Raw genomic sequence first — 15,335 nt, forward strand, 5'->3', positions numbered from 1 at the left:
GTCAGACCTCCCTCAGGTGCAGGAGCAGGGCTTGGGCCGGGTTGAGGTTGGGCAGCTGCACCCCCGAGCGGGCGAGGACCGCGCCGGAGACGGCGGCCTCCCCCTCGGAGAACCACGCCGGGAGCGCCTGCTGCAGGGTGGAGGGCCGTCCCGCCTCCCGGCGCCACGCCAGCCGGTAGACCCGGTCCTCGCGCAGGCCGGGCAGGCGTACCCGTCCCGGGAGGGCCCGGGCGGAGGTCGTCAGCCGGGAGTACCGGAAGACCGCCTCGCCGCCGTCGCGGGAGACCACCCCGTCGAGCTGTTCGGAGGGGTCGGGCGCGTCGGCGTGCACGGGGTCGCCCGAGTGCAGGAGGGGCCGCAGCTCCTTGTAGAGGGAGATCCAGGAGGCCAGGGCGCCGAGCTCGTCCTCGGTGCACGCGGTGATGTCCCATTCGATCCCCGTGTGGGAGAGGAGGGCGGCGAGGCAGCGGAACGACAGGTCCGCGGCCCGGCCGGTGGTGTGCGAGACGGGGCCGCCGACGTGGCTGCCCACCAGCTCGGGGGGCAGGAGCAGGGAGGTCCAGCGCTGGAGGGCCAGCCGCTCCAGGGGGTCGTTGCAGTCGGAGGCCCACACGCGGTCCGTGCGCTCCAGGACGCCCAGGTCCACCCGTCCGCCGCCGGAGGAGCACGACTCGATCTCCAGGCCGGGGTGGCGCTCGCGCAGCCGGTCGAGGAGCTCGTAGACGGCGAGGGTCTGCCGGTGCGTGCCCGCCGCGCCGGTGGGGGCGTGCACGGGTTCGAGCAGGTCGCGGTTGTGGTCCCACTTGAGGTAGTCGGGCCGGTACTCGGTGACCAGGGCGTCCAGGTGCTCGAACACGTGCCGGAAGGCCTCGGGCCGCGACAGGTCGAGGACCTGCTGGCTGCGGCTGGGCGGGGGCAGGCGGCCCTCGGCGGCCAGGATCCACTCGGGGTGGGCGCGCAGCAGGTCGGAGTCGGGGTTGGCCATCTCCGGCTCGACCCACAGCCCCACCTCCATCCCCAGGGAGCGGACGTGGTCGAAGAGGGGGTGCAGGCCGTCGGGCCACACCCCGGTGTCCACCGTCCAGTCGCCGAGCCCGGCGGTGTCGTCGCGGCGGCCCCGGAACCACCCGTCGTCCAGGACGAACCGCTCGGCGCCGATCCGGGCCGCCGTGTCGGCCAGCCGCTCGAGCTTGTCGAGGTCGTGGTCGAAGTAGACGGCCTCCCAGGTGTTGAGGACGACCGGTCGCGGCGTGGAGGGGTGGCCCGGCCTGGCCCGCAGCCAGCGGTGGATCCGTGAGGACATCCCGTCCAGCCCCCGGTCGGACCAGGACAGGAACACCCACGGCGTGGAGTAGGACTCGCCCCGGGCGAGCCGGACCTCGCCGGGGTGGAGGAGTTCGCCGCCCGCGAGGACCGCGTCGGCGTGCCCGGCCCCCTCGGGCAGGCGCTCGGCCAGGTGGACGTGGTCGCCGCTCCAGGCGGTGTGCACCCCCCACACCTCGCCGTGCCGGAACCCGAACCCGGGCGTCCCGGCGGTGAGCAGCAGCGTGGCGTCGTGCCCGGTCCTGCCGCGGCGGGAGGCGCGCATGCGCGTGCCCATGGAGAGGTCCTGGCGCTGGGGCGCGCGTTCGCGGCACCAGCGCCCGGTGAGGTCGAGGACCTCCCCGGCCTCGCGCGGCAGGGGCATGGTGACCAGGAGGGAGTCCAGGGTCCACGGGGCGTCGTCGGTGTTGGTGACGGTGTTGCGGGCGCGGACCAGCCCGGAGGGCTCCAACCTCAGCTCGCAGCGCAGTTCCAGCCCCGCGGCCCCGGCGAGGACGGTGACCGCGCCCCCCGCGCCGTCCCCGGGGGCGCCCGCCCCCGCGCCGCCGTCCGGCCCCTCCGGCGGGTCGACGGTCACGGAGCGGACGGTCCAGGCGGGGAAGGTCACCCGGCCCTCGTGGTGCCCGGCGATCCCGGGGTGGCCGCGCCAGCCCTCCCCCTGGGTGGGCACCAGCGACATCCAGGTGGGGACGTCGATCCCGTTGTGGGCGGCGGGCGGCGACGCGGCGGCGGCGAGCCCGGTGTCGTCGGGCAGGTCCGCGCCCCAGTGCAGCACGTGGGGCAGGCCGTCGTCGGGGACCCCGACGACCAGCGCGGTCCCCGCCGCGTTCAGGCGGACGGTGCGGTACGTCATCCCTTGCTCGCTCCCAGCGTCAGTCCGGCCACGAAGTGGCGTTGCAGCACGAAGAACACGACCAGTGTGGGCAGGGCGACGATGACCGACCCGGCCGACAGCAGGTTGTAGTCGACGAAGAACGCGCTCTGGAGGTTCTGGAGCGCGGTGGTGATGGGCAGCTTGTCGCCGCTGGACAGCAGCGCGAGCGCCCAGAAGAAGTCGTTGTAGATCCAGGTGACCAGCAGTGTGGCCAGGGCCGCGAGGCTCGGGCGGCACAGCGGGAGCACCACCTTCCAGTACTGCTGGAAGACGGTCGCCCCGTCCACCCTGGCGGCTTCGAGGAGCGACGCGGGCATCGCCCTCATGAAGTTGCTGAGGACGAACGTGCAGAAGCCGATCTGGAACGCCGTGTGGATGAGGACGACGCCCAGGTGGCTGTCGTAGAGCGACCCGGACCCGCTGATCCAGTAGGGCAGGGGAACGGCGTTGTAGAGGCGGAACAGCGGGACGAGGAGGGCCTGCGGCGGCAGGAGGTTCGCGGCGAGGAACACCGCGAGCATCACCAGGTTGAAGCGGCGCGAGTAGGCGGAGAGCACGAACGCCGCGCACGACGACAGGAACAGGGTGAGCAGCACCGCGGGGACGGTGATGACCAGGGAGTTCAGGAAATAGCCCGGCAGTTCGCCCTGGTTCCAGGCGTTGGCGTAGTTGTCGAGGGTGAACCCGCCGAGGGACAGGTAGCCGTGCACCGCCGTGTAGTCGTAGTCGCGGAAGGAGTTCACCACCGCCCACAGCACGGGGAACAGCCAGGCCAGCGCCGTCACGACGAGGAACGCGTGCAGCAGTACACGTGCCGGGCGGAGGCGCCGGCGGGCGGGGCTCCGGCGCGTCGGGGGCCCGGTGCGCCGGGTCTCGGGGAGGGTCTCGGCGGTCACCTCTGGGCCCCTCTCAGCATGGTGGACACGTAGACGACGATGAACACCAGGGAGATCACCAGCATGACCACGGCCAGCGCGGAGCCGAAGCCCACCCTGCTGGCCTCGCCGATGACGTTGGAGGTCACCAGCGCGGAGATCAGCTCCAGGCCGTTGCGGCCCCGGTTGATGACCCACACGATGTCGAAGGCGCGCAGTGCGTCGATGACGGTCACGACGACCACGACCAGGTTGATGGGGAGCAGCGCCGGGAAGACGACCCGGGTGAAGGTGCGCACGGGTCCGGCTCCGTCGATGGCGGCGGCCTCGCGCAGGGACGGGTCGACGGCCTTCAGCCCGGCCAGGTAGAGCAGCATGATGTACCCGGTGTGCCGCCATCCGGCCGCGACCAGCACCGCGTACAGGTTGATGTCCGGGTTGCCGAACCAGTCCACGGCGGGCGCGTCGGCGACCATGGCGAGGAACGCGTTGAGCAGCCCCTGGTCGCGGGAGTAGATGAGCTGCCACACGAACCCGATGAGGGCGAGCGACAGCACCACGGGCAGGTAGAAGATGCTCTGGTACACCGAGCCGCCGCGCAGCTCCCGGTCGAGCAGCACCGCCAGGAACATCCCGAGCAGGGTGGGGACCGTGAACAGGACCACCAGCCACACGAGGTTGTTGCGCAGTGCGGGCTCGAACGGCGGATAGATGGTGAACGCGTCCGTGTAGTTCTGGACGCCGATCCACTCGATGGTGTCCAGGCCGCCGATGCCGTCCCACCGGGTGAACGACAGCAGGACCGTGGCCGCCGCGGGCAGCCACACCAGGCCGACCACGAGCAGGGCGGGCACGCCCAGCATGAGGGCGAGGGCGGCGCGGTCGGCGCGCCCGTGGCGGGGACCCGTCCCCGGGCGCCGGGCGCGTCCGGTGCGCCGCGCCGGGGCGGGGGGCGGGGGCCCGTCCGTCCTGGCGGCGGGGGGCGGCGGGGGGCCGTTCGACGCCATGCCTGTCTCCTTCACTTCTGGTTCACCGGCCGAAGATCGACAGCTTCTGGCGCTGGATCGTGCCGGTCAGGTCGGCGATGTCGTCGGGTTGGCGCAGGAAGCGCTGGAGGGCGGGGATCATGACGACGGACGCGAAGTCGGGCCGGGTGTCGCGGTCCATGTACTGGGTGAGCGCGCCGGCGCTCGCGACCATGTCGTTGACCTTCGCGTCGAGCGGGCTGAACCCGCCGGTGCCCGCGTCCAGGTGGGTGGGGAGCGCCTGCGGGTCGATCGCGGTGTAGATCTCCTGCGCCTCCAGCGAGCCGAGGTGGCCGAGGAGTTCGCGGGCGCCCTCGGGGTTGCGCGGGTCGCCGGAGACCATGAACCCGTCGATGGGCGCCTCGACCACGTCGGCGCCGATCTCGGGGTCGAACTCGGGGAAGGCGAAGCAGTCCAGGTCGTCCAGGTCCTCCCCCTCGGGGAAGACGTGGGTGATGAACATGCCGCACAGCATCATCCCGGCCTCTCCGCGGACCAGGGAGGTCTGCGCCTCGTTGATCCCCCGGCCCAGGGGGTCGGGCTGGTGGTGGGGCAGGAGCTCGGCCCAGGCCCCGAAGACGCTCCTGACCTCGGACGAGTCCCAGGAGTGGTCGCCGTCGAGGAGTTCCAGGTGGAACTCGGGGCCGTTGATGCGCAGGTTGAGGTGGTCGAACATGCCCATCGCGGGCCAGCCCTCGCGGATCCCGGAGGCGAGGGGTTCGAGCCCGTCGGCGCGCATCCGCTCGCACAGTCCGACGAACTCCTCCCTGGTGGCGGGGACCTCGTAGCCGTTGCGCTCGAACAGGCTCCTGCGGTGGAAGACCGCCCAGGGCGCGGTGGAGTCGGGGACCATGTACTGCCTGCCGTCGGGGGCCGTGCACAGGCTCCTCACCTGGTCGGTGAAGGCCCCCTCGAAGTGCCGGTCCCAGACGTCGGTGACGTCGCTGATCAGGCCCCGTTCGGCGAAGAAGCGCATCCGGTACCCGGCGAACCAGCCGATGACGTCGTCCGGGGTGCCCTGCAGGTAGTTGTTGATGCTCTCCTGGAAGGAGGTGGAGTCGAAGGTGTTGACCTCGACGGTCCGTCCGGAGGCGGCCTCGTACACGCCGAGGCTCTCCCGGACGGCCTCCCGCTGGGCGGGGTTGGCCCGGTTCGAGGCCATCCTGACCGTGTTCGGGTCGTCGCGGCCCGCGGCGCCGCACCCGGTGAGGCCGGGCAGGGCCAGGAGCGCCCCGGCCCCGGCCAGGCCGCCCAGAAGGGCGCGGCGCCGCAGGCCCGGCGGTCCCGGAGGTCTGTGGTGCATCGAGGACTCCTCCGAACAGGTGTGAAGGCGATCACAGTTCTCCACATGTTCGGTACATCACTCCCACTTGTCAACACTTGTCAACTTTTCCGAACAGAAAACCACGCACTACCGCCCCTATTGACACGAACGCGGAACCTGCAACACTGGATCGAACACCTTTCAACATTTCCACTCATCGCTTGGGGGACGGATGCTGGCCGCGCAACGGCAGGAGCTGATCCTCGAACAGGTCAGGCGGACCGGGGGCGTCAGGGTCGCCGACCTCGTCGAGAGCCTCGCCGTGTCGGACATGACCGTCCGGCGCGACCTCGACGTCCTGGAACACCGCGGCTCCCTGCGCAAGGTGCACGGCGGCGCCGTCGCGCCGGAGGGCCCCCGCACCGAGGAGCCGGGCTTCGAGGCCAAGTCCACCCGCCAGGAGGACGAGAAGCACGCGATCGCCCGCGCCGCCGCCGGCCTGGTCGAACCGCACAGCGCCGTCGGCCTGTCGGCCGGCACCACGACCGCCCTCGTCGCCGAGTACCTGGCCGACACCCCGGGGCTGACCGTGGTCACCAACTCCCTGCACGTGGCCGAGGTGTTCCACCGCACCGCCCGGCCGGACCAGACCGTCGCCCTCACGGGCGGCTTCCGCACGCCCTCCGACGCGCTCGTCGGCCCGCTCGCGCTCGCCTCGATCCGCGGCCTCAACCTGGACACCCTGGTCCTGGGCGTGCACGGCATGCATGAGCGCGCCGGGTTCACCACCCCGAACCTCATGGAGTCCGAGACCAACCGCGCCCTGGTGGAGGCCGCCGCCACCCTCGTCGTGGCCGCCGACCACAGCAAGTGGGGCACCGTCGGGATCAGCACCATCGCGCCGCTGGACCGCTGCGACGTGCTCGTCACCGACTCCGGGATCCCCGACGCGGCACGAGCCGCGCTCTCCGAGCGGGTCGGCCGCCTCGTGGTCACCGACGTGCGGCCCCGGACGGAGCAGGGATGACGCGCGCTCCGCAGGACGGCCCGGCCGGGCGCCGGCACGGATCGGGCGCCGCGGACGTGGGCGCGGGGCGGGAGGCCCCCGGCCCCGCCGGCACGGGACCCGCCCGCCCCCTGCGCAGGACCCCGGCGAAGCTGGCCGACGGCCGCGAGATCGTCTACTTCGACGAGGGCGGCGCCGCCCGCGAGCCCGCGCCCGACACGCGCGACCTACCGCCGTCCGCCACCGGCTCGGAGATGCGCTGGGACCCGCTGCTGCGCGAGTGGGTGGTCGTCGCCTCCCACCGGCAGGGGCGCACCCACCTGCCCTCCAGCGACGACTGCCCCCTGTGCCCCTCCGTCGGCGGGCGCGCGACCGAGATCCCGGCGGCCTCCTACGACGTGGTGGCCTTCGAGAACCGCTTCCCCTCCCTGGTCCCCGACCACGGCCGGGAGCTGGAGGACGTCGGCGAGCTGGAGCCCTCCCGCAGGGTGGGCGCGGGCCGCTGCGAGGTCCTCGTGTTCGGGTCCGACCACCGCGCGTCGTTCGCCGACCTCTCCCCGGAGCGCGCCCGCACCGTGATGGAGGCCTGGGTCGACCGGACCCTCGCCCTGTCCGCCCTGCCGGGCGTGGAGCAGGTCTACTGCTTCGAGAACCGGGGGCCGGAGATCGGGGTGACCCTCCACCACCCCCACGGCCAGATCTACGCCCTCCCGTTCGTGACCCCCCGCACCCTGCGCACCCTCGACTCGGCCGAGGAGTACCGGGCGCGCACCGGTGGCGACCTGTTCGCCGACGTCCTGCGCGCCGAACAGGAGGCGGGGAGCCGGGTCGTGGCCCGGACCGAGCACTGGACGGCGTTCGTCCCGGCCGCCGCGCGCTGGCCGGTGGAGGTGCACCTGTACCCGCACCGGGCGGTGCCCGACCTGCCCTCGCTCACCGGCGCCGAACGCGACGACTTCGGCCTCCTGTACCTGGACGTGCTGGGCCGCTTCGACGCCCTGTACGACGCGCCCCTCCCCTACATCTCCGCCTGGCACCAGGCCCCGGTCCGGGACCCCCGGCGCGGCCTGGCGCGCCTGCGCCTGGAGCTGTTCTCCGTCCGCAGGGCGCCGGGCAAGCTCAAGTACCTCGCCGGGACCGAGTCCGGCATGGGCGTGTTCATCAACGACGTCGCCCCGGAGACCACCGCCCGGCGCCTCAGGGAGGTCGCACAGTGAGACTGCTCGTCACCGGCGGAGCCGGATACATCGGCGGTGTGGTGACCGCACTGCTCCTGCGGTCCGGACACGAGGTGACGGTGCTGGACGACCTGTCCACGGGTCACCGCGACGCCGTCCCCGGGGACGCGCGGCTGGTGGTCGCCGACCTGGCGGACGCCGCCGACGTGCTGGACCCGTCGGTGGAGGCCGTCCTGCACTTCGCCGGGAAGTCGCTGGTCGGCGAGTCCGTGGACGCCCCCGGGGCCTACTGGCGCACCAACGTGGCGGGTTCCCTCGCGCTCCTGGAGGCGGTACGGCGCCACGGCGTCCGCCGGATGGTGTTCTCCTCCAGCGCCGCCGTCTACGGCGAGCCCGTGTCGCCCGGGCCGATCGCGGAGACCGACCCCGCCGTGCCCACCAACCCGTACGGGGCGAGCAAGCTCGCCGTGGACCACATGCTGGCGTCCTGGGCCCGCGCGTACGGGCTGGGCGCCGTGAGCCTGCGCTACTTCAACGTCGCCGGCGCCCACCTCGGCCTGGGCGAGCGGCACGACCCCGAGACCCACCTGATCCCGAACCTGCTGCGCGTGGCCGCCGGGGAGCGGGACAGCGCACGCGTGTACGGCACCGACTACCCGACCCGGGACGGGACGGCGGTGCGCGACTACCTGCACGTCGCCGACCTCGCCGACGCGCACCTGCGGGCCCTGGAGCGGGTGGTCCCGGGGACCCACCGCGCCGTCAACCTGGGCACCGGCGGCGGGCACACCGTGCGCGAGGTCCTCGACGCCGTCCGGCGGGCCACCGGCCACCCGGTCCCGGCGGTGGACTCCCCGCGCCGGCCCGGCGACCCGGCGGTGCTGGTCGCCGCCAACGATCGGGCGCGGCGGGACCTGGGCTGGACCCCGACCCGCACGCTGGACGAGACCGTCGCCGACGCGTGGGCGTTCGCCCGCGCGCTCCCCCGCCCGTGAAGCCGGCGGACGGCCCCGGACACGGCCCGCGGCGGGAGACCGGGGCGGGACGGGGACACGGTCGGCACACGGGGCACGATGCCTCCGACAGACGAGAGGGCACCACCACATGAGCGACGTGTCGTCCGCGTTCCGCGCGGCGTTCGGCCACGGCCCGGAGGGCGTGTGGACCGCGCCCGGCCGCATCAACCTCATCGGGGAGCACACCGACTACAACGACGGGTTCGTGCTCCCGCTCGCCCTCCCCCTCGCCCTGACCGCCGCCGCCTCCCGGCGCCCGGACGGCGCCGTGCGGTTCCGGTCCGGGCAGACGGCCGGGGAGTTCCGCGCCTCCCTGGCGGAGCTGGTCCCCGGCGCGGTCGAGGGGTGGGCCGCCTACCCGGCCGGCGCCCTGTGGGTCCTGGGGCGGGAGGGGTACCCGGTGGGCGGGCTGGACCTGCTGGTCGACAGCACCGTCCCGACCGGCGCGGGGCTGTCGTCCTCCGCCGCGCTCACGTGCGCGGTGGTCATGGCCGCGGCCGCCCTGCACGGCGCCGACCTCCCGCCCGACCGGGTGATCCGCCTGGCCCAGCGGGTGGAGAACGACTTCGTGGGGATGCCCTGCGGGATCCTGGACCAGTCGGCGTCCATGCTCTCCACCGAGGGCCACGCCCTGTTCATGGACACCCGCACCATGGACACCGAGCAGGTGCCCTTCGCCCCCGGCGAGCACGGGCTCTCCCTGCTGGTGGTGGACACCCGCGCCCCGCACCGGCTGGTGGAGGGCCACTACGCCGACCGGCACCGCGCCTGCAAGGACGCCTCCCGGGCCCTGGGGCTGGCGGCCCTGCGCGACGTCGCCGACCTGCCGGGGGCCCTGGCGGCCCTGCCGGACGACCTGTCCCGGAGGCGGGTGCGCCACGTGGTGACCGAGAACGCGCGGGTGCTGGAGGCCGTGTCGCTGCTCCGCTCCGGCGACGTGCGCGCGGTCGGCCCGCTGCTGACCGCCTCGCACGCCTCCCTTCGCGACGACTACGAGGTCACCGTGCCCGAGGTGGACACCGCCGTCGACGCCGCCCTGGCCGCCGGGGCGCTGGGCGCGCGGATCACCGGCGGGGGGTTCGGCGGTTGCGTGATCGCGCTCGTGGCGGCCGACGGGGCGCGACGCTGCGAGGAGGCCGTACGGGAGGCCTACCGGGAGCGGGGCTTCGCCGAACCCGGGGTCTTCGAGGCCGTCCCCTCCGCGGGGGCGCGCCGCGTCGTCTGACACCTCCCGGGCCGCAGCGCGGGAGCGAGGGGCCGGTCGTCCGGGGCGGGGGCGCCCCCCTGCACAATGGCGGCCGAACGACAACAAGGGAGAACCGTATGGGCCTCAGGTTCGGACTGCTGGGCACCGGCCACTGGGCGGCGGAGACGCACGGCGCGGCACTGGACGCGCACCCCGGCGCCGTCCTCGCCGGTGTGTGGGGACGCGACCCGGCCAAGGCCGCGGCGCTCGCCGACCGCTACGGCGCCCGCGCGTACGACGACGTGGACGCGCTGCTGGCCGACGTGGACGCCGTGGCGATCGCCCTGCCGCCCGACGTGCAGGCCGAGCTGGCCCTGCGCGCGGCGCGGGCCGGAAAGCACCTCCTGCTCGACAAGCCCGTGGCGCTCTCGGCCGCGGCCGCCGGAGAACTCGCCGCCGAGGTCGCGGCGCGGGACCTGGCGTCGGTGGTGTTCTTCACCAACCGCTTCTCGGACAGCGTCGAGGAGTTCGTGCGCTCGGCCGCCGCCGAGGGCGGGTGGCACGGCGTCCGGGCGACCCTGTTCGCGTCGATCTTCCAGCCCGGCAACCCGTACGGCGCCTCACCGTGGCGCCGGGAGCGGGGCGGCCTGTGGGACGTGGGCCCCCACGTGCTGTCGGTGGTGCTGCCGGTGCTCGGCCCGGTCACCCGGGTGACGGCCCTGGCCGGACCCAGGCACACCACGCACATGCTCACCCAGCACGAGGGCGGGGCCGTCGGCTCGTTCGCGGTGACCCTCGACGCCCCGCCGGAGGCGAAGGCCTTCGAGATCGTCCTGCACGGCGAACGGGGCTGGGTCCCGGCGCCGGGCGGCGACCGGTCGGCGGTGGAGGCGTTCGGCACGGCGGTCGACCGGCTGACCGCCCGGATCGGCGGCGCGGAGGAGCCGTGCGACGTGCGCTTCGGCCGGGACGTGGTCGCGGTGCTGGAGGCCGCCGAGAGGTCCGTGTCGCTGGGCCGGGCCGTGGGCGTGGACGAGGCCACCGGGTAGGACCCGGTGGCCTTCCGGACGTGTGCCCCGGGGCCACGGCCCCGGGAGGACCGCCCCGGCCGGGAGCACCGGCCGGGGCGGTTCCGCTAGGCGGTCCCCCTCGCGTTCTTCGAGTACATCCCGTCCGCCAGGTAGACGATTCCCGCGGCGACAAGAACCTGGATGACCAGGATGAAAAGGAACTGGTCCCAGATCATCGCCCCGATCCAGCCGCCGAGGAAGGCGGCCACGATGCCCAGGAGCAGGGTGAGCCAGATCGGCAGATGCTGCTTCCCCGGCACGACGAGGCGGCCCAGTGCTCCGATGATGAGGCCGACGATGATCGCACTGATGATTCCGGTGATCTCCACAGGTTCCTCCCCCACGTAGATGCCCTCTCCCCGTGCCCATTGCCGGGAGGGGAAAACACGGCGAGTCCATCCCCTGAACGACTCTTTTGCCGCTTTTTTTGCCCCCTTCCCCCCTCTTCCCGGCAGGACCCGGGCCTGTACGGGGGCCGCGGACCGCCCGGGAGCAGCGGGGGGATTGACCGGGAACGGCAGGGGGTAGGTCTTCCCTCTGTCGGCCTCTTGGCATCGAGAGAAGCCCATGCCCCCCGAGAAGGACCGCGACCGGACGGGACCCGGGCCCCCCGGGAACAGCGTCACCGGAGACAACCACGGCACGGTGATCCAGGTGGGCACCGTGTACGGCGGCGTGGGCGTGGGCGCGGGACCGCCGCACCGGCACAGGGTCCCCCGGCAGATCCCGCACACCCCGCGGTTCTTCACCGACCGCGAGCGGGAGTCCCGCCTCCTGGACTCCGTCGGCCGGCAGGCCCGCGAGGGGGGCGGAGGGCGCGTCGTCGTGCTCAGCGGGACCGGCGGCGTCGGCAAGACCGCTCTGGCCACCCACTTCCTGGAGGAGAACGCCGGGGCCTTCCCCGACGGGGCGCTCTACGCCGACCTCCAGGGGTTCGGCGAGCCGGGCCCCGCCGACACCGGCGACGTCCTGGACGGGTTCCTGCGGGCCCTGCACGTCGACCCCGGCGCCATCCCGCACGACACGGGGGCGCGTGCGGCGGCGTTCCGCTCCCGCACCCACGGCCTGGGGATCTCCGTCCTGCTGGACAACGCGCTCTCGGCCGCCCAGGTCCGCGCCCTCCTCCCGGGCCGGGGGCCGCACCTGGTCGTGGTCACGTCCCGCCTGCACCTCGCCGGGCTCCGCCTCGACGGCGCCGAACTGCTCGAGGTGCGGCCCCTGGACGAGCCGGAGGCCGTCCGCCTGGTGTCGCTCATGCTCTCCGACGGCCGCACCGGCGCCGAACCCGCCTCGGCCCGGGAGCTGGTGGACCTGTGCGGGCGGCTGCCGCTGGCCCTGAGGGCGGCCGTCAGCGGCCTCACCGACCGCCCCCACCAGCCGCTGAGCCGACTGGTGTCGCGGCTGTCGGGGGAGCACGGGCGCCTGGCCGCGCTCAGCCAGACACGGGAGCTGTCCGTGGACACCGCGTTCAACGCCTCCTACGCCCTCCTGTCCGAACCGGCCCGGCGCATGTACCGGCTGCTCGGCCTGGCGCCCGGCCGGGACCTCACCCCCGAGGCCGCCGCGGCCCTCGCCGGCGTGCCGGACGACGACGCCGAGGACCTGCTGACGGACCTGGTGGCCGCCAGCCTCTTGGAGGAGGGGGCCGACGGGCGGCTCCGGCAGCACGACCTCGCGCGGCTGCACGCCCGGGCCCTGGCGGAGGAGGGCTGCGGGGAGGGCTCCGAACGCGAGGCCGCCGTGGACCGGGTGCTGGACTTCTACCTGGAGACGTCCGCCGCCGCCGACCGGACCCTCAACCCGGGCCGCTGGCACCTGGCGCCCGTGTTCGACCGGCCGCCCCGGCGCGTGTTCGGTTCGCGCGCCGAGGCCCTGGACTGGTTGGAGGCCGAACTGGAGTGCCTGCGCGCGTGCGTGCGCCTCGCCCACGGCACCGGCCGCCACTCCGTGTGCTGGCAGCTGTGCGAGGCCCTGCGCAACCTCTTCATGCTGCGCAAGCACTACACCGCCTGGGAGGAGGCCTACACGACCGGCCTGGCCTCCGCCGAGGCCATCGACGACCCCGCCGCCCAGGCCCAGATGGCCAACGCCCTCGCCGGGCTCCACCTGTCCCTGGGAGACCCCGGGCGGGCAGGGGAACTCCACCACCGGGCCCTGGCGCTGTGGTCCCGGGCGGGGCACCTCCTCGGCCGGGCCTCCTCGCTGGAGGGCGCGGGGGTGTGCGAGTTGGCCCGCGACCGTCCGGAACGGGCCCTGGAACACTTCCGCCGGGCGCTGCGCGTCCACGAGGAGCTCGAACGCCCCCGGGGCGTCGCCCTGATGCTGAGGCGGCTCGGCGAGGCCACCCGGGACACGGGCGACCACGCGGGGGCCGCCGCGTACTTCGCCCGAGCGCTCGCCTTCTTCTCCGAGGACGAGGAGCCGTACATGAGGACCCGCACACTGGTCGGCCTCGCCACGAGCCTCCTGGCCGACGGCTCCGCGGAGTCCGCCGGGCGGGTCCTGGAGGAGGTCCTCCGGATCAGCGGGCGGATCGGCGCCCGGGCCGAAGAGGCCGGGGCGCAGGCGATGCTCGCGGACCTCGCCCTGGCCGACGGCCGGACGGAGGAGGCCCGCGAGCTGCTCACCCGTGCGCTGTCCACACGAACCGCGATCTCCGATCCCCTGACCGGAGAGACGCGGCGACGCCTGGAATCCCTCCCCCGCGCCCCTGGAGGGTGATCTCCGCGGAGCCGACGAGGGCCGCGAGCCCGTCACCGCCGCCGCTCTCGGTCAGCCAGGCGTGCGCGACGGAGCCGAGCAGCCAGGCCAGGTCGGGGGACGGCACGCCCACGGAGCCGGAGCCTCCCCTGACCCTCACGGACGGGCTCTCCCCCAGGTCGGTGACGACCAGGCAGCCCGGCAGCGCGGCGAACACGTCCTCGGGCCCCAGCGGCGCCCCGCCCGGGAGGTGGACGACGTCGGCCGCCAGGAGCCAGTTCCTCCCGGTCCCGGTCCCCGCCAGGGCGACGACGTGGTCGTCGACCACGCGCACGGCACGGTCCCCGGGGCGGACCGCCGTGACCCGGCAGCGCGACACCGGCGCCGTCCGCGCCCTCATGCCGCCCATGCCCGCTCCTCCCCGTCCTCGCCGACGAACCTCGGAAGGCGCAGCGGTTCCGCCTCCGCGGCCGTGGCGGGCTCGGGCAGGTCCATCAACCGGTACAGGTGCGAGCGGATGAGGGACACCGAGCGGCCGGGGGCGGAGGTGACCAGGGAGTCGAACGCCGCGGCCCAGCCGGGGTCGTGCCGGGCGACGGCCGCCTCCACCTGCGGCCCCGGCGGGACCTCCGGGTCGTAGTGGAGGGCGTACCGGTGCAGGGCCTCGACCTGGGAGCCCGGGGCCACTTCGGCCGGTCCGCCGTCGGCCAGGAGCACGGGGGTCCCGAGCCCGGCGGCGTAGCTGACGCCGGAGGTCTGGTCGCCGATCACCACGTCCGCCGCCACCAGGAGTCCCATCCAGGGCGACGTGGGCGCGAGCAGGCGCAGCCCCCGGCGCCGGGCCGGGGCCAGCCACGCCCGGACCTGTCGGGGCCCGTGCGCCCACCACACGCCGGGGTGGAGGAGCGCCGCGGCCACGTGGCCCGGGGGGAGCTCCGAGGCGAGCCTCTCCGGCAGGTCCCGGTGGGCTCCGAGGAGGCCGTGGGTCCCCCAGGTGCTGGCGACCACCACCAGGCGTTCCCCGGCGCCCACGCCGGCGGCCCTCCGGTACCGCTCGCGCTGCGGCAGGGACGCCCTCGCGCGGTCGTAGCAGGGGTCCCCGACCACGTGGGCGACGGTGGCCGCCTCCGGAACCGCCGCGAGGAGGGTCGAGCGCTGCCACCCGCTCGCGACACCTATCGCGGCCGGCACCACCCGGCCGTAGCGCACCAGCGCTCCACGCACGGCTCCGCCCACGGCACGCTCCGCCGGGGGCCCGTAGCCGTAGCCGCGCGCGGGCATCCGGGAGAACCCCGTACCGTGCGGCAGGACCAGCACCGGGGCCCGCACCTGCTCCAGGTGGCCGTGGTTGGCCGCCACCCCCGCGTCGAAGCGGAACCGGACGGCCTCCTCCCAGGGGAGCACGGTGCCGTCCAGGCGCCGCAGGTACTCCGCCCCGCTCTTCTCGAACATGGACCCGGGCGGCTGGGTGTAGACGACCTGGACCCGCGGGTCCGCCTCGACGACCTGCATGAACTCGGAGAGCCTGTCTCCCGCCTGGTAGTTGTGGACCAGTGCCAGTACCGTCTTGCGGCTCGGCCACGTGACCGGTGACACCGGCCCGTCCCCGCCGCCCCGCCAGAAATCGCTGTGCCCCATCGTGGTCCTCCTCCCGACCCGCGTCTCGGGTCCCGGACCACGTTCGCCGCCCCGCCGGACCGGATCCTGGCGAGGCGTTGGCGGATGTCTTGAGGCGACGGCCCGGAGCCGACCACGACCTTGCGGACGCCTTGCGGCGTCCTTGCGCCAGTGGCTCAGACGAACTCCGACCATCCCTTC

Annotated in this window: 13 protein-coding genes; 6 read left to right on the forward strand and 7 right to left on the reverse strand. The window is 74.4% G+C overall.

Features of this window, described 5'->3' with window-relative positions; translation table 11 throughout:
• Nucleotide 1 precedes the first annotated feature (1 nt).
• Genes OUQ99_RS28800 through OUQ99_RS28815 form a run of 4 tightly spaced genes read right to left on the reverse strand, consistent with a single transcriptional unit; the run spans nt 2 to nt 5,400 of the window.
• Nucleotides 2-2,176, reverse strand: a complete 2,175-nt coding sequence (locus OUQ99_RS28800) for an alpha-galactosidase (RefSeq protein WP_267946898.1) — start codon at nt 2,174-2,176, stop codon at nt 2-4.
• Nucleotides 2,173-3,093 carry a carbohydrate ABC transporter permease gene (locus tag OUQ99_RS28805; RefSeq protein WP_378554925.1) on the reverse strand — a complete coding sequence of 307 codons (921 nt, stop codon included), beginning with the start codon at nt 3,091-3,093 and terminating at the stop codon, nt 2,173-2,175. The genes OUQ99_RS28800 and OUQ99_RS28805 overlap by 4 nt, the downstream gene beginning before the upstream one ends.
• A complete protein-coding gene (locus OUQ99_RS28810) occupies nt 3,090-4,079 on the reverse strand; it encodes a carbohydrate ABC transporter permease (protein WP_267946899.1) in 990 nt (329 codons plus the stop codon). The genes OUQ99_RS28805 and OUQ99_RS28810 overlap by 4 nt, the downstream gene beginning before the upstream one ends.
• Nucleotides 4,080-4,101: 22 nt before the next feature.
• Nucleotides 4,102-5,400 (reverse strand): ABC transporter substrate-binding protein, encoded by a 1,299-nt coding sequence (locus OUQ99_RS28815; RefSeq protein ID WP_267946900.1) that lies wholly within the window; start codon nt 5,398-5,400, stop codon nt 4,102-4,104.
• Nucleotides 5,401-5,593: 193 nt separating this feature from the next.
• On the opposite strand from OUQ99_RS28815, the gene OUQ99_RS28820 reads away from it, so the two are divergent.
• From OUQ99_RS28820 to OUQ99_RS28840, 5 genes are all read left to right on the forward strand, one after another.
• Nucleotides 5,594-6,388: a DeoR/GlpR family DNA-binding transcription regulator gene (locus OUQ99_RS28820; protein WP_267946901.1), complete on the forward strand. Its 795-nt coding sequence runs from the start codon at nt 5,594-5,596 to the stop codon at nt 6,386-6,388.
• 110 nt (nt 6,389-6,498) lie between these two features.
• Nucleotides 6,499-7,584, forward strand: coding sequence for a galactose-1-phosphate uridylyltransferase (gene galT / locus OUQ99_RS28825; RefSeq protein WP_267950546.1), 1,086 nt, complete (start codon nt 6,499-6,501; stop codon nt 7,582-7,584).
• On the forward strand, nt 7,581-8,540 hold the full coding sequence (galE, locus tag OUQ99_RS28830; RefSeq protein WP_267946902.1) for a UDP-glucose 4-epimerase GalE: 960 nt from the start codon (nt 7,581-7,583) through the stop codon (nt 8,538-8,540). The genes galT and galE overlap by 4 nt, the downstream gene beginning before the upstream one ends.
• 109 nt (nt 8,541-8,649) lie before the next feature.
• Nucleotides 8,650-9,786: a galactokinase gene (gene galK, locus OUQ99_RS28835; protein WP_267946903.1), complete on the forward strand. Its 1,137-nt coding sequence runs from the start codon at nt 8,650-8,652 to the stop codon at nt 9,784-9,786.
• A 98-nt stretch (nt 9,787-9,884) separates the two neighbouring features.
• The gene (locus OUQ99_RS28840) at nt 9,885-10,796 is read left to right on the forward strand and encodes a Gfo/Idh/MocA family protein (RefSeq protein WP_267946904.1); all 912 of its coding nucleotides are present in this window, start codon (nt 9,885-9,887) and stop codon (nt 10,794-10,796) included.
• An 86-nt stretch (nt 10,797-10,882) separates the two neighbouring features.
• On the opposite strand, the gene OUQ99_RS28845 is transcribed toward OUQ99_RS28840, so the two are convergent.
• Nucleotides 10,883-11,146, reverse strand: a complete 264-nt coding sequence (locus OUQ99_RS28845) for a GlsB/YeaQ/YmgE family stress response membrane protein (RefSeq protein ID WP_267946905.1) — start codon at nt 11,144-11,146, stop codon at nt 10,883-10,885.
• A gap of 238 nt (nt 11,147-11,384) precedes the next feature.
• On the opposite strand from OUQ99_RS28845, the gene OUQ99_RS28850 reads away from it, so the two are divergent.
• Nucleotides 11,385-13,538 (forward strand): ATP-binding protein, encoded by a 2,154-nt coding sequence (locus tag OUQ99_RS28850; protein ID WP_267946906.1) that lies wholly within the window; start codon nt 11,385-11,387, stop codon nt 13,536-13,538.
• On the opposite strand, the gene OUQ99_RS28855 is transcribed toward OUQ99_RS28850, so the two are convergent.
• Entirely contained in the window at nt 13,441-13,926 is a 486-nt protein-coding gene (locus OUQ99_RS28855; protein WP_267946907.1) for a hypothetical protein, read from the reverse strand. The two genes, OUQ99_RS28850 and OUQ99_RS28855, sit on opposite strands and share 98 nt — an antisense overlap.
• On the reverse strand, nt 13,914-15,155 hold the full coding sequence (locus OUQ99_RS28860) for a hypothetical protein (protein WP_267946908.1): 1,242 nt from the start codon (nt 15,153-15,155) through the stop codon (nt 13,914-13,916). The genes OUQ99_RS28855 and OUQ99_RS28860 overlap by 13 nt, the downstream gene beginning before the upstream one ends.
• Nucleotides 15,156-15,335 lie beyond the last annotated feature (180 nt).

Origin of the sequence: Streptomonospora nanhaiensis (assembly GCF_026642255.1) — a bacterium.
GTDB classification, from domain to species: Bacteria; Actinomycetota; Actinomycetes; order Streptosporangiales; family Streptosporangiaceae; genus Nocardiopsis; species Nocardiopsis tropica.